Below are 14788 nucleotides of genomic sequence, written 5' to 3' on the forward strand. Positions count from 1 at the left end.
TGTTTTATCAGAAGTTTTAATCTTCATCACCGCCGATGGATGTGCATTCTACAGCATTTCACACCCCTTGCAACCCCCTTTTTTAAATAATTCGGCAAAAAACCAACGACTGTTTATTTATTCTACAAAAATAGGAGGTTTTGCTATTTCTTGAGCAATATTTATACATTTTAAGATAATTTTAGAATTTTATTTAACTATAAAAAGTTATTTTCCAGGATATTTAATGTGTATATACCCCTATATATATGAATTTATATTTCAATTAATCTTTTCTTTAGCAACAGAAACACGACCCTCAATACTGATAAATCATTTATATATCCCTTTTATATAAATCCTGGGTAGCTCATAAGTTTCATCAAAATAAAATAGTATTAGCATGTACCAATACTCTCGCCTCCTTAAACATCTTATGATCATCTAGCTGCAAATACATTTTTTTAATTTAAGTTCAGCAAAAACACACTGAACAAAAAATCTAACTCAAATGAATAACCATATTCAATGAAGGATAAATTAATACAAAGATACAAGTGATTGCATGAGTAATGATTAAAAAGGTGACTACGAACAATATTGTTTATTTTTTATTCTTATTGAATTTCAGGCATAAAAAAACCGCTTAACGCGGTATCTTTTATCTCGACCATCTTGAAGGAGATGGTCGGAGCAGTAGGATTCGAACCTACGACCCCCTGGTCCCAAACCAGGTGCACTACCAGGCTGTGCTATGCTCCGATTTCAACTTTAAAAGTTGGGGTGAATGACGGGATTCGAACCCGCGACAACTGGAATCACAATCCAGGGCTCTACCAACTGAGCTACATCCACCATCATTTTGATTCTTAACATCAAGCGACCAAATGGCGCGCCTGACAGGATTCGAACCTGTGACCATCCGCTTAGAAGGCGGATGCTCTATCCAACTGAGCTACAAGCGCGTTACTGATGCAAACATCATTTGCCTTGAAGAATTGGTCGGAGCAGTAGGATTCGAACCTACGACCCCCTGGTCCCAAACCAGGTGCACTACCAGGCTGTGCTATGCTCCGATTCATCTCAGCTTTTGTATCGAACATCGTTCGGTACGGTGTGCATTCTAGGCGTGACGCCCGGAGACGTCAACACCTATCTTTAAAAAAAACCTAAAAAACGCTTCAAGCGTATATTTATCAAGCGCTTCAGACATTTTTTATACAAATTTTAACGTTTTAGGCCGGCACTAAAGTTCAGCATGCGATCTAGAGGCAGTTTTGCGCGTTCAGCCAGTGCAGGATCGACATGCACTTCCTGGTCCTTATGCTGCAATACATGCAAGATACCCTCCAGCTCGTTCATCGCCATCCAAGGACAGTGCGCACAAGAACGACAGGTCGCTCCCTCTCCTGCTGTTGGTGCCTCAATCAGGATTTTTTCTGGTACTGCCTGCTGCATTTTATAAAAGATACCGCGATCTGTTGCCACGATTAAGCGCTGATGTGGCAATGTCTGTGCTGCTTTAATCAGTTGCGAGGTACTCCCCACTGCATCGGCAATCTCAACTACAGACATCGGTGATTCAGGATGTACCAATACTGCAGCATCTGGATAGAGTGCTTTCATATTGGCAATGCCACGTGAACGGAATTCTTCATGCACGATACAGGCACCATCCCAAAGCAACATTTCTGCACCAGTTTTGTTCTGGATATAACGACCAAGATGCTGATCAGGTGCCCAGATAATTTTTTCGCCCCGGCTGTCCAGATGCTCGACGATTTCCACTGCACAGCTGGAAGTAACCACCCAATCGGCCCGGGCTTTGACTGCTGCTGAGGTATTGGCATAAACCACCACCGTATGATCGGGATGGGCATCGCAAAAAGCTGTAAATTCATCCACAGGACAACCCAGGTCCAGTGAACAAGTTGCTTCCAGAGTTGGCATCAGCACGGTTTTATTGGGTGAAAGAATTTTAGAGGTTTCACCCATAAATTTCACACCCGCTACCACAAGCGTCGATGCGGGATGATCGCGACCAAAACGTGCCATTTCCAGAGAATCTGAAACACAACCACCCGTCAGTTCAGCAAGTTCCTGTACTTCAGGGTCGCAATAATAATGCGCCACCAAAACGGCATCCTTTTTTTCCAGCTCAGCCTTGATTTGTGCAAATTTGTCTAATTTTTCCTGCTGGCTCATTTGATGTTCTTGAGGAATGCCTAAACGATCCAGATGCGCCTGCACAATCGATTTTGCTTCATTGGCTATTAATGTGGTCGCACTATTCATAACAAATTTTACTCTACCCTAATTATCCGTCATGCCACGGATATTTACCCTATACCCTGGTCGCAATTGACAAAGCACCATTTTGACCAGTCATTAAAAATCAAAAGATATAAAAAAAGCCCCACAACGGAGGCTTTAGAAACGATCTGAATTATGAGCGATAATCTGCATTAATCTTGACGTAATCATAAGACAGGTCACAGGTATAGACCGTATCTTTCGCTGTACCACGTCCAAGATCAACACGAATCGTCATTTCAGCTTGGGCCATCACACGTGCACCGGCTGCTTCAGTATAGTCTGCTGCCGCACCACCATCTTTACAGATTTGTACATCATCTAACCAAACCTGAATTTTTGCAACGTCTAAATTCGGCACTCCAGCATAACCAATCGCTGCCAGAATACGGCCCCAGTTTGGATCAGAAGCAAAAAACGCGGTTTTGACCAGTGGCGAATGCGCAATGCTATAAGCAATATCGCAGCACTCTTGAATGTTGCCACCACCTTCAACCGTTACGGTAATGAATTTGGTTGCACCCTCACCATCTCGCACAATCAGTTGTGCCAGACGTTTCATGGTACGTGTCAATACCTCGAGAACTACCGCATAACGTGGATCTTCAGTCGAGGTAATTTCAGCACCGCCCGCCTGACCTGTGGCAATAAAGATACAGGAATCATTGGTTGATGTATCACCATCAATGGTAATGCGGTTGAACGATACATTCACTGTTTCTGTTAATAACAGCTGAACCAGTTCACGGCTGATCGGTGCATCGGTTGCGACATAACCCAGCATGGTCGCCATATTGGGACGAATCATACCTGCACCTTTGGAGATACCGGTCATGGTGTAGCTAATACCATCCAGCTCGAACTGTTCTGAAGCACCTTTGGGCGTGGTATCTGTGGTCATGATTCCAGTTGCCGCATCCACCCAGGCATCATCACGCAGCGAGTCTAGAGCAGGCTGTAAACCTGTGAGCAAACGCTCCATTGGTAATTGCTCACCAATGACACCAGTAGAGAATGGCAACACTTCAGCAGCCTGTACACCTGCCAGTTCAGCCAGCTTGGCACAGGTGGCTTCTGCATTTGCCATGCCTGTAGGGCCGGTTCCTGCATTGGCATTGCCAGTATTGATCACGAGGTAACGTGGATTGGTTACTTTTAAATGTGCTTTAGAGACATGCACCGGTGCTGCACAGAAGGCATTTTGAGTAAATACCCCTGCAACATTGGAGCCTGCAGCCAGTTCAAATATCACCAGGTCACGTCGGTTCTGATAGCGTACATAGGCTTCAGCCGAACCAATTTTAACCCCTTTCACCACATGCATCTGTGGCATAGATACGTCACCAACTGCCATTTTAAAGTCCAATATTGAAGTTTTAGAAAAATACAGCTTAGTTGATCTGCAACAAAAAATCGAGCCAAAGCCTGAGCCAGCCTGAGATTTGTTATGGATTTTCACAATAAAAAACCAGTCATCAAGACTGGTTTCTAGATTTTTTTTTAAACAGATGTTTTTAATTTTGTGCAAGTTGCCCGATTTGATTCAGTAACGCCTGTTTCGCCTGTTGTTGACTTGCGCTTGAAAGTGCCGGATTTGTGGCAACAATCCGGTCTGCATTTGCCGCATTGGCAGCTGCAATCGCAGGGGTCTGCAACACAATCGGACGATTCTGGTTGGCAAAAGTATAACGGATTCCGGTTCGTGGACTTACTACAGTCACTTGTGTATCTGTCCGTTGCAATTGAGTAGTGGTAGAACCCACCGCTTGCTGAACCTTGTCAATTGTCGTGGTTGCTGCGGTTTCTGAGGTTTCTGCAAAACTTAAAGTAGGAATTGCCAAAGCAGCAATCATGAGCGTTTTTAATACTTTTTTCATTCAGGTTATTCCACTTCTAGGTGTTGAATGAGCCATTAAATAGCATTTAATTGATAAGACTGCAAACAGTATTCAATTTCTGAAAAATCTTCATACATAAAAAAATCAGAGCCATATGGCTCTGATTTTTTTAACACTGTTTAGATCTTGCCATGACACTGTTTGTATTTCAGGCCTGAACCACATGGACAAGGCGCATTACGGCTTGCCGGTGCTTCAAAGACGGGTGCCACCGGATTCGCCTGAGCATTTTGCTCGGTAGTGTCTTCATATTCGCCTGCCAGCAAACCTTCAAACTCTTCATGAGATAACTGCAAACGCATGGCCTCAGCCTGTGCCTGCTGCTGCGCTTCCATTTCAGCCAGCTCTTCAGGTGTTGGCACATGAATACGAGACAAGTCTGTCACTACATCCGATTTGATCACGCCGAGCATGTTCACAAACAGGTTATAGGCTTCTTTTTTGTATTCCTGCTCCGGGTTCTTCTGTGCATAACCACGCAAATGAATGCCCTGACGCAAGTAATCCATAGCCGCCAGATGCTCTTTCCAGTGACGGTCCAGAGAATTCAGCATAAAGTGACGTTCAAGCGATGCTGCAGATTCTTCACCCATTTGTTCACGACGTGAACGGTAGCGGTTCAGCACTTCATCGGTAATCCGTTCCACCAAAGTTTCTTCATCCAGACGACGATCCTGTTCCAGCCATTGTCCGATAGGAAGATCCATCGACAGGTCTTCACGCAAGGCCAATTCCAGACCTTCAATATCCCATTGATCATGAATCGACTCAGGTGGAATAAAGTTGGCGATCACACCCTGCATGACTTCACGGATCATTTCTTCAATATAATCCTGGAGTGAGCTTTCAGCCAGAATGTCGTCACGCTGACTATAAATAATCTTACGCTGTTCGTTGTTGACGTCATCGTATTTGAGTAGGTTCTTACGAATGTCGAAGTTACGTGCTTCTACTTTACGCTGGGCATTTTCAATCGAGCGGGACACCATTTTGTGCTCAATCGCTTCATCTTCCTGCAAGCCCATGGCACGCATCATGCCCACAACACGATCACCAGCGAAAATACGCATCAAGTCATCTTCAAGCGACAGGTAGAAACGCGATACACCCGGGTCACCCTGACGACCAGCACGGCCACGAAGCTGGTTATCGATACGGCGTGATTCATGACGCTCAGAACCGATAATATGCAAACCACCCGAATCCAACACGGATTGGTGATTGACATCCCATTCAGCTTTTAGACGCGCTTCATCTTCCGGTGTCGGGTTTTCAATTTTGGCCAGCAACGCTTTCCAGTTACCACCCAATATGATATCGGTACCACGACCCGCCATGTTGGTGGCAATGGTCACTGCACGCGGCGCCCCGGCCTGCGCAATAATATCAGCTTCACGTTCATGCTGTTTGGCATTCAGCACTTCATGCGTGATACCTGCTGCTTTTAGCTTATCCGACAGAATTTCAGACGCTTCAATTGTTGCCGTACCAATCAGAATTGGCGCAACACCTGCTTCGTGAACGCGCATGATTTCTTGAATAATTGCGTTATATTTGCCTTCACGATTTAAATAGATTAAATCGTTCTGGTCATCACGGATCATTGGACGGTGAGTCGGAATCAGTACCACGTCCAGACCATAAATTTCTTTCATTTCCGCTGCTTCAGTATCAGCAGTACCGGTCATACCGGATAATTTTTTATACAGACGGAAATAGTTCTGGAAGGTTGTCGTTGCAAGTGTCTGGTTTTCTGGCTGGATTTCCAGACCTTCTTTGGCTTCGACTGCCTGATGCAAGCCTTCAGACCAACGACGGCCCGGCATGGTACGACCGGTATTTTCATCGACGATAATCACTTCACCATCATTGATGATGTAATGTACGTTACGTTGATATAAATAATGGGCGCGAATTGCCGCAGTGACATGATGCAACAGGTTCAGGTTTGAAGCCGAATACAGACTCTCGCCTTCAGCCAGAAGGCCCATTTCAATCAGTTCACTTTCAATTGTTTCAAAACCAACTTCGGTAATTTCGACTGAACGCTGTTTTTCATCAATCCAGAAGTGGCCACCATCCGGCACTTTTTCTTCTTTCTGTCGTTTTAACTTTGGTGGAATATTATTAATGGCTGCATAAAGCTGCGAAGAGTCTTCACTTTGACCGGAAATAATCAGCGGGGTACGTGCTTCATCAATCAGGATCGAATCGACCTCATCGATGATGGCATAAATCAGGCCACGCTGCTTTTTCTCGGCCAGCGAGAACACCATATTGTCACGCAGGTAGTCAAAACCGAATTCGTTATTCGTACCGTAAGTAATATCGGCACGATAAGCTTCAGCTTTTTCCATCGGATTCTGCATGGAATAAATAATCCCGATGCTTAAACCCAAAAATTCGAATAATGGACGGTTCAATTCGGCATCACGTTGCGCCAGGTAATCGTTCACGGTGATTACATGAACACCCTGACCACTGATAGCATTGAGATAACAGGCCAAAGTACCCATCAGGGTTTTACCCTCACCGGTACGCATCTCTGCGATTTTACCTTCGTGTAAGGTAATACCACCGATCAGCTGCACGTCATAATGACGCATGCCCATTACCCGCTTCGCGGCTTCACGACAAACTGCAAATGCCTCGGGCAGTAATTTATCGAGGGTTTCACCTTTATTATATCGTTGTTTGAATTCTTCAGTTTTTGCAGATAAGTCTGCATCGCTAAGGGTAGATATCGTCGGCTCGAGCACATTAATCTTGTCTACGATTTTACGCATGCGTTTGAGTTCGCGCTCATTTTTGGTACCGAAGATTCCTCCGATCAGACTTGCCAACATGAATAGACTCTCTAAATCTTGCTTGTCAAATGAATATTTTCTTAGTCGTTATTATGGTGCTAGAAATTTGAACTACAAGGGTTTTGCTGTAAAACCGCTAAAAAAATCTGATCCTTAGTTCTAGCCCTGAGATCTAAGGCAAAGTAATGTAGCAAATTTTCCCTGTACAACATAGTCAATTAAGTGATTGATTTTTACGCTTCTAAAAAGACAAACATATTGCTTATGCAATTTATTCATAAAGAAAGCTAAAAACACTATTTTTAATTATAATAAAATTGGTTCATATTAAATCTCATCTCTACATTAAAAGACCAATTGAGGCAAAAAGATGAGTTTACGTCTAGGCGATACCGCACCGAATTTTGAACAGCAATCCAGTGAAGGCCTGATTAATTTTTATGATTTTCTGGGCGACAGCTGGGGAATATTATTTTCACATCCTGCCGACTATACACCGGTATGTACGACTGAACTCGGCTATACCGCAAAACTTAAAGATGAGTTTGTAAAACGTGATGTCAAAGCCATTGCCTTGTCGGTTGATGATGTTGAATCACATCGTGGCTGGATTAAAGACATCAATGAAACCCAGAATACTACGGTGAATTTCCCGATTATTGCTGACCAGGATCGTAAAGTTTCCGAGCTGTATGACTTTATCCATCCAAATGCCAGCGAAACTTTGACAGTTCGCTCATTGGTAGTCATCGATCCGAATAAGAAAGTCCGTTTAATTATTACCTATCCGGCATCGACGGGTCGTAATTTTCATGAAATCTTGCGTGTCGTGGATTCACTGCAACTCACCGATAGCCATAAAGTCGCAACTCCTGCGAACTGGCAGCATGGTGATGATGTGGTAATTGTGCCTTCACTGAAAGATGAGGAAGAAATCAAGCAGCGTTTTCCCAAAGGTTATACAGCAGTCAAACCTTATTTGCGCTTAACCCCACATCCTGAGCAAGGATAAGCACAGCACTGCTCTACCCTGAGGAATATATTCCGCAAGAAGACAAGAAGCTATGCTTCGAGTGACAACTTAAAGCAGTGCTTTAAGTTGACGCAAGATAAGCCGCGTAGGATAGGCAGAGCACCTATTAAAAGATAAGAGAAGCTCTATCACTCACAATCACAATATCCTCCAATTTTTATGCTTTTATTGAAACCGACATTGACGTGCCTCGGATTCAAATTCTCCATTCAGCCTGTCTCCGAGCAGGCTTTTTTATATTCAAAATCTCATATTCCCTTTAAACTCGAAATGATAAAAACAACGCATATGTCCTGTATGAAAATCTGCATATTTCCCATCCTGATGAGTAGCTGCCTCCTGACAGGCTGCATGACTACGCCTGCCCTGCCTGATCATCAACGTCCTCAGCATTGGGGTCAGTCAATTCATCAGGATCATAATTTTCATCAAATCAGTGCTTTTGTCTATCGTAGTGAACAACCTTCAACGAAACTCATTCCTTTATTAAAACAGCACCAGATTGATGTGATTATTAATTTACGTTCACGAGATCGAGACAGCAGAGTTTTAAGCACGGAAAAATTCCAGCTGCATCATGTACCTATACACACCTGGGCACTTGATCGGGGGGATTTATTGAAAGTCATGCAACTGATTCAGCAAGCACAACAAAATAATCAAAAAGTTTTACTGCATTGTTATCACGGCTCAGACCGGACAGGTGCAAGCGTAGCAATGTATCGGATTATTTTTCAGAACTGGAGCATTGAAGATGCGGTGCAGGAAATGAAACATGGCGGTTATGGCTTCCATGCAATTTGGCGCAATATTGAAAACCTGTTTAGCCCTGAAAATGTAAAATGGATTCAAGAGCAGCTCTCGAATCCATCGTTAAAACCATAAAACTGAAGGGATTAGTTACGTTTATCTAAAGGCACCCAATCAATCACCCAAGCAGATTTCATATTAAGGCTGGCATCTGCAGAGATCTTTTTACGTGATGCATCTGCAGTTTCACGGTCTTTAGATGGCCCCACCATAATGCGAATGCCTTTTGAAGTGGGGCTTTTGGTGACCTTATAACCTTTGGCACGCAGTTTGGCGGCAACAGCATCTGCATTGGCTTCATTTGCAGCCAGTGCCACCTGCACCATCCATTGCTTGTCCTCTTCACCTTCCAGTAATTTACGTGCCTGTTCAGCTTCTGCTTTCTTTTTCGCTTCGTCAGCTGCAGCCTTTTTCTTGGCTTCGTCCGCTTTATGCTTTTCTTCGGCTTTACGTTTTTCCTCGGCAGCTCTGCGTTCAGCTTCTTTCTTTTCAGCTGCCTTACGCTCTTCCTCGGTTTTACGTTTTGCTTCAGCCGCCTTACGTTCTGCTTCGGCTTTTTGCTGCTGCTCTAACTTGCGTTTTTCTTCAGCGGCCTTGCTTTCAACAGCCTTACGTTCTGCTTCTTTCTTGGCTGCATCAGTAGAATTATTGGCTTTTTGCTGTTCCAGCTGCTGCTGGGCTAACTTTTTTGCTTGCACTGCTTTTTCTTCAGCCTGGCGTTTCTGCTTAGCCTGTTCGTCTTCGATCAATTCTGGTGGAATATTATCCGAACTTTGCTGTCCCATGCGGTGTGCATTGAGTGCAGCGTATTCTTCAGCAGCTTTACGCGCGGCGTCTGCTTCAGCCTGCTGTTGCATCGCTAAAAATTCCGCCGCACGTGCTTCCTGCTCTGCAACCGACTTTTCCCGGTCACGGCGTTGCTGTTCAAGTAAACGTTTTTCTGTTTCTACATCAACCGTCAAAGAACCGAGCGAATGATTGGCTGCCTCTTTATTTTCAACTTCTGCGGCTTGTGCCGGGTTGTGCTGACGGTCCTGATTGATTTCGTCTTGACCTTTCAGGAGCAATGCTGCCAATAAAACACCACCACCGAGTAAAACAACACCGCCCATCCAGCGCTGTCTGTTATTCATTGACATTCTTCCAAATACTCCCATACCGCTTCTAAGGTATGAAATGATCCACATACCAAAATCAGCTGATTATTATCTGTTTGATCCAGTGCTGATTTAAAAGCTAATTTTACATTGTCAAATTGTTCTACCGCCTCACCGCTTAAAGCATCAGCCAAAACTGTGACCTCTGCCGCACGCGGAACGGATAATGGTGCAATTTTCCATAATTGAACTGTGTCTTTCAATAACTTGGCGACAGAATTTATATCTTTATCTGCCAACATTGAAAATACACAAATGACTTCATTATATTTTTGATGGTAATTTAAATAACTTCGCAACTGTTTCAGCAGAAATTCGACCCCATGCGGGTTATGTCCGGCATCAAAAATCACGGTTTTATTCCGGATTTGCCGGATTTCAAAACGTCCAGGCAATTTTGCCGCTTGAATGCCTTGTGCAATTGCCTCCTGACTGACGTTTAATCCACTTAATAAAATCGCAGCCACCGCAGTAGAAATATTATCCAGCGCCAGCGATCCTGTTGGGAGTTTTAAGGTTGTACCCGAAGAAGCAAAAGCCCAGCTCTGGCCATCTTCAAAGGCTTCATAAAAATAATCACGGTTGATTGCATATAAGGGTGCGTTGCATTCCTGGGATTTATCCAGAATTGCTAGCGGAATCTGCTGCTGTCCCCCAAACACCACCGGAATATCCGGACGGATAATTCCAGCTTTTTCGAAGGCAATTTTCTCAATGGTATCGCCAAGCCAGTCAGTATGATCCAGGCCAATATTGGTAATCACCGCAACATCCGGATTGACCACATTGACCACATCCAGACGGCCACCTAAACCCACTTCCAGCACCCAGACATCACACTGCTGATCTTTAAAAATTACAAAGGCAGCCAGTGTGGTGGCTTCAAAGAAAGACAGGCTCAAATCACATTCGCGACGAGCCTGATCAACCTGAACAAAAGCATCAATCAGCAACTGATCTTCCACTTCAATACCGCACAATTTGACACGCTCATTGAAACGGTACACGTGCGGAGATTGATACAGCCCGACCTTAAAGCCTTGCGCATTCAGGATCGCAGCCAGTGTGGTGGTGGTTGAACCCTTACCATTGGTTCCTGCCACCGTCAGCACTTTAGCCGCCGGACGTGTCACTCCCAACTTTTCAGCCACCGGAATGACGCGTTCCAGACCTAAATCAATACCCGTAACGTGAACATGGCTCCAATAATCGAGCCATGTGTTTAAAGAATCTGTTGCTAAGGGTGCTGTGTTCAATGCAAATTCATCAACTTCGTAACGATACGATAAACTGTATCACGTAATGCGTGACGGTGAACAATCTGATCGATTACCCCATGATCAAGCAAATATTCCGCGCGCTGGAACGGCTCTTCCAGTTTTTCACGTACGGTCTGTTCGATCACACGTTTACCGGCAAAGCCAATCATCGCTTTCGGTTCTGCAAGATGTACATCACCCAGCATTGCCAATGATGCAGTCACACCACCATAGACCGGATGAGTCAGTACTACCACATAAGGTAAACCTGCCTCTTTTAAGCGCTGGATTGCAGCTGAAGTACGCGCCATTTGCATCAAGGACAACATGCCTTCCTGCATACGCGCACCACCTGAAGCAGCAAAGCAGATCAGGGGCTGACGGGTTTCAATCGCACGTTCTGCCGCCTGAACAAAGCGGTCACCGACCACAGTCCCCATAGACCCGCCCATGAAATCGAATTCAAAAGCACAGGCAATCATCGGTACGTTTTTCAGCAGACCCTGAATCACGACTAAAGCTTCAGTTTCACCGGTTTTCTTTTGTGCTTCTGCCATCCGCTCTGGATATGCTTTGGTATCAACAAATTTCAGTGGATCTTTGGCTACAAATTCCTGCCCAAGTTCTGTTTGCACCTGATCAAAGAACCAGTTCAGACGCTCACGGGCTTTCATACGCAAATGTTCATCACATTGCGGACATACATAGGCATTGAATGACATGGCAGTACGGGTCACCAAAGCATGACATTCCGGACACTCAACCGTAGGCTCGGTAAATGTCGCTTTATACGCTGTTTGCTCATCGGGTACCTGAATGCCCGGAACACTACGCTCCGTCCATGGGGTCGATGGGCTCAGAATTTTGCCTGATTTCACTTGTTGACTCATACTAACTCATCGAGCGCTGCTCGAAGCTCCTTGACTTTATTCACCGTCGCGATAACGGCTTGTTCTGGTGCGAGCGTTGCAAACTCCTTCACAAACGCACTACCCACAATAACTGCATCGGCAGCAACACCCATCGCTTTCGCAGATGCAGCATCACTGATACCGAAACCTACGCCTACAGGAACATCAGTCACAGCTTTAATCTTTTGAATGCGTGCAGCGGCTTCAGAGACATCTAAAGTTGCTGCACCGGTTACGCCTTTCAACGATACATAGTAAATAAAGCCGCTGGCCTGTTTTGCTACATGTTGAATACGTGCATCGGTTGAGGTTGGTGCCAGCAGGAAAATCTGATCCATGTCATATTTTTCCAGGACTTCACCGAGACTTTGTGCTTCTTCTGGAGGTAAGTCCACCAGCAGCACACCATCTACTCCACATTCATAGGCATAAGCCACAAACTTTTCATAGCCAATCACTTCAACCGGATTCAGATAACCCATCAGCACCACCGGTGTTTCGCGGTCTTTCAAGCGAAATTCTTTCACCATGTGCAGTGCATCCAACGTATTGGTTCCACCGGCTAAAGCACGCTCAGCAGCCAGGGCAATGACCGGCCCGTCTGCCATCGGGTCTGAGAAAGGAAGTCCCAGCTCAATCACGTCTACACCCGCTTCCACCATCTCATGCAGCAAAGGCACCGTGACTTCTGGATGCGGATCACCCGCCATTACATAAGAAACTAAAGCTTTACGCTGTTGAGATTTAAGTTGTCCAAATCGTGTGGCTAAACGTGACATAGAGAGATATTTTCCTTAACGTGTTTCAAACTTGAGACATTGACTATGTAGAAATACAAGACATCACATTGTAACGCTATTTTTTGTCCAATGAACAGTCTGCGATACCGACCTCGAATACTTCATTTCCTGCGCGAAGATTTCAAAACAATTCGGAAGAGTCTATTTACGATTATTTTGATTTTTTTCACAATGATCAAAGATGCCTAATTTTGCTATTACCTAAAATCCTGAATATTTAGATAAACTTATTTTTATCATATAAAAATTAATAAAAATGCAGAAGTTAGCGCATTCATTTAAAGTTTTCTGAAATTGCAAAACCTGCTTTATACTAGTGCTATTCTCTTACTTTTTTATCTCCTATGCAGACTGATTCTGAGGCTACAGTGCAGGCACGCGCCATTGCACTGCTACCGCTTATTGTATTTTTAACCATATTTTTGGGTAGCGGGATCTATCATTCACTGATCGGAACCGAGTTCGCGTTTTATCAGGTGAAAGCGCCTGTGGCTGCCCTGCCTGCGATTATCTTGGCTGCATTAGTGTATCGCGGCAAACTCAACCAGGGCATTGAAGAATTCCTCAGAGGTGCCAGTCATCCGAACCTAATTCTGATGTTTATGGTGTTTATGCTGGCAGGTGCCTTTGCCAGCGTCAGCAGTGCCATTGGTAGCGTCGACGCCACAGTACAGCTTGGCCTATCGATTATTCCACCTGCATTTATTCTGCCGATGTTATTTGTGATCTCGGCATTTATTGCCACGGCGATGGGCACATCCATGGGTACCATTGCGGCCTGTGCTCCGATTGCGTTTGGATTTACCCAAGTCACCGATATCAATGTGATGTATGCGATTGGTGCGGTGGTGGGCGGTGCCATGTTTGGTGATAACCTGTCAATGATTTCAGATACCACCATTGCGGCGACCACCAGCCAGCGTGTACAACTGCGTGACAAGTTCAGGGTTAATGTCTGGATTGCGGTTCCTGCATCGATCGTCACTATTTTGATTTACGTCTTGAATACCGGCACTAGCAATGCAGTGGAATATAAAGATTTCAACTGGCTTCTGGTCTTGCCTTATATCGCGGTATTTATTTTGGCTTTTAGTCGTCTGCATGTCCTGGCAGTACTTACCCTTGGCATTCTGATCTCTGCTGTATTTGGCCTCTTTGCTACCCCTGAATTTGACCTACTGACACTGAACAATTCCATTTATGATGGCTTTGTCGGCATGTTTGAAGTGGCATTACTGTCCATGTTCCTGGGTGGCCTGTCGGCAATCATGCAACGTGAAGGCGGTCTACGCTGGCTGATCGAGCGCATTTATAGCTTGACCCGCCTGTTTAAGGTTGGACGGCAACGTGCCGGTGAAATCGGAATCAGCTTCCTGGTGGTATTTTCGAATATTTTTGTGGCCAATAATACCGTTGCGATTATTCTGTCCGGTGATATGGCACGTGAAGTGGCTAAGGAATACGGCGTAGATCCGAAGCGCTCTGCCGCACTGATGGATATTTTCTCTTGCGTGGTACAAGGTCTGATTCCTTACGGGGCACAGTTACTGCTAGCCTGTTCGATTGCAAAAATTTCGCCTGTCGAACTGATTGGGGGTGTGTACTATTGCTGGATTCTGGCCATTTTCGCGATTGCAGCGATTGCTTTCAGATTCCCTAAAATCAAGGCAACTGCTTAATCTGGGTACTATTATTAAAAACTTAGATTAGCATTTGAAGTGCAACACCATGTTGTTGCCATAATACCTGACTCGGACTTTTAAAGCCGAGTCTTTTTCTTGGACGATGATTTATACGGTCAGTGATTTCTGAAATGTATTC

11 protein-coding genes and 4 tRNA genes are annotated in these 14788 nt (G+C 44.7%); 3 read left to right on the forward strand and 12 right to left on the reverse strand.

The window, feature by feature from the left end; genetic code table 11:
* Positions 1–664: 664 nt before the first annotated feature.
* From KUG37_RS13920 to secA, 8 genes are all read right to left on the reverse strand, one after another.
* Positions 665–741 (reverse strand) — tRNA-Pro (locus KUG37_RS13920).
* Between the two features lie 17 nt (positions 742–758).
* Positions 759–834, reverse strand: a tRNA-His gene (locus KUG37_RS13925).
* Between the two features lie 33 nt (positions 835–867).
* A tRNA-Arg gene (locus tag KUG37_RS13930) sits at positions 868–944 on the reverse strand.
* Between the two features lie 34 nt (positions 945–978).
* Positions 979–1055: transfer RNA gene (locus tag KUG37_RS13935), tRNA-Pro, on the reverse strand.
* Positions 1056–1206: 151 nt separating this feature from the next.
* On the reverse strand, positions 1207–2274 hold the full coding sequence (nadA, locus tag KUG37_RS13940) for a quinolinate synthase NadA (RefSeq protein ID WP_216937836.1): 1068 nt from the start codon (positions 2272–2274) through the stop codon (positions 1207–1209).
* A gap of 151 nt (positions 2275–2425) precedes the next feature.
* Positions 2426–3646 carry a bifunctional glutamate N-acetyltransferase/amino-acid acetyltransferase ArgJ gene (gene argJ / locus KUG37_RS13945; protein WP_216940633.1) on the reverse strand — a complete coding sequence of 407 codons (1221 nt, stop codon included), beginning with the start codon at positions 3644–3646 and terminating at the stop codon, positions 2426–2428.
* A gap of 160 nt (positions 3647–3806) precedes the next feature.
* Positions 3807–4169 (reverse strand): hypothetical protein, encoded by a 363-nt coding sequence (locus KUG37_RS13950; RefSeq protein ID WP_216937832.1) that lies wholly within the window; start codon positions 4167–4169, stop codon positions 3807–3809.
* A gap of 140 nt (positions 4170–4309) precedes the next feature.
* Positions 4310–7036 (reverse strand): preprotein translocase subunit SecA, encoded by a 2727-nt coding sequence (gene secA / locus KUG37_RS13955; RefSeq protein WP_216937830.1) that lies wholly within the window; start codon positions 7034–7036, stop codon positions 4310–4312.
* Positions 7037–7367: 331 nt separating this feature from the next.
* On the opposite strand from secA, the gene KUG37_RS13960 reads away from it, so the two are divergent.
* Positions 7368–8009, forward strand: coding sequence for a peroxiredoxin (locus tag KUG37_RS13960; RefSeq protein ID WP_216940635.1), 642 nt, complete (start codon positions 7368–7370; stop codon positions 8007–8009).
* A 318-nt stretch (positions 8010–8327) separates the two neighbouring features.
* Positions 8328–8915, forward strand: coding sequence for a dual specificity protein phosphatase family protein (locus KUG37_RS13965; RefSeq protein ID WP_216937825.1), 588 nt, complete (start codon positions 8328–8330; stop codon positions 8913–8915).
* Between the two features lie 11 nt (positions 8916–8926).
* Here KUG37_RS13965 and KUG37_RS13970 read toward each other — a convergent pair whose 3' ends face one another.
* The 4 genes from KUG37_RS13970 to trpA are packed head-to-tail and all read right to left on the reverse strand — an operon-like array spanning position 8927 to position 12946.
* Positions 8927–9973 (reverse strand): SPOR domain-containing protein, encoded by a 1047-nt coding sequence (locus tag KUG37_RS13970; protein ID WP_216937823.1) that lies wholly within the window; start codon positions 9971–9973, stop codon positions 8927–8929.
* Positions 9970–11253: a bifunctional tetrahydrofolate synthase/dihydrofolate synthase gene (folC, locus tag KUG37_RS13975; RefSeq protein ID WP_216937821.1), complete on the reverse strand. Its 1284-nt coding sequence runs from the start codon at positions 11251–11253 to the stop codon at positions 9970–9972. Before folC ends, KUG37_RS13970 begins: the two co-directional genes overlap by 4 nt.
* A complete protein-coding gene (accD, locus tag KUG37_RS13980) occupies positions 11250–12146 on the reverse strand; it encodes an acetyl-CoA carboxylase, carboxyltransferase subunit beta (protein WP_216937819.1) in 897 nt (298 codons plus the stop codon). The genes folC and accD overlap by 4 nt, the downstream gene beginning before the upstream one ends.
* Positions 12143–12946, reverse strand: coding sequence for a tryptophan synthase subunit alpha (trpA, locus tag KUG37_RS13985; protein ID WP_216937816.1), 804 nt, complete (start codon positions 12944–12946; stop codon positions 12143–12145). Before trpA ends, accD begins: the two co-directional genes overlap by 4 nt.
* Positions 12947–13311: 365 nt before the next feature.
* On the opposite strand from trpA, the gene KUG37_RS13990 reads away from it, so the two are divergent.
* Entirely contained in the window at positions 13312–14646 is a 1335-nt protein-coding gene (locus tag KUG37_RS13990; protein ID WP_216937815.1) for a Na+/H+ antiporter NhaC family protein, read from the forward strand.
* Positions 14647–14788 lie beyond the last annotated feature (142 nt).

The sequence above is a fragment of the Acinetobacter sp. BY419 genome (genome assembly GCF_019038395.1).
Lineage (GTDB): Bacteria > Pseudomonadota > Gammaproteobacteria > Pseudomonadales > Moraxellaceae > Acinetobacter.

Coding starts and splice junctions, on each gene's coding strand:
- trpA (WP_216937816.1), bottom strand. CDS start 12,946: ATGTCACGTTTAGCCACACGATTTGGACAACTTAAATCTCAACAGCGT.
- accD (WP_216937819.1), bottom strand. CDS start 12,146: ATGAGTCAACAAGTGAAATCAGGCAAAATTCTGAGCCCATCGACCCCA.
- argJ (WP_216940633.1), bottom strand. CDS start 3,646: ATGGCAGTTGGTGACGTATCTATGCCACAGATGCATGTGGTGAAAGGG.
- KUG37_RS13950 (WP_216937832.1), bottom strand. CDS start 4,169: ATGAAAAAAGTATTAAAAACGCTCATGATTGCTGCTTTGGCAATTCCT.
- KUG37_RS13960 (WP_216940635.1), top strand. CDS start 7,368: ATGAGTTTACGTCTAGGCGATACCGCACCGAATTTTGAACAGCAATCC.
- KUG37_RS13990 (WP_216937815.1), top strand. CDS start 13,312: ATGCAGACTGATTCTGAGGCTACAGTGCAGGCACGCGCCATTGCACTG.
- KUG37_RS13970 (WP_216937823.1), bottom strand. CDS start 9,973: ATGAATAACAGACAGCGCTGGATGGGCGGTGTTGTTTTACTCGGTGGT.
- nadA (WP_216937836.1), bottom strand. CDS start 2,274: ATGAATAGTGCGACCACATTAATAGCCAATGAAGCAAAATCGATTGTG.
- KUG37_RS13965 (WP_216937825.1), top strand. CDS start 8,328: ATGAAAATCTGCATATTTCCCATCCTGATGAGTAGCTGCCTCCTGACA.
- secA (WP_216937830.1), bottom strand. CDS start 7,036: ATGTTGGCAAGTCTGATCGGAGGAATCTTCGGTACCAAAAATGAGCGC.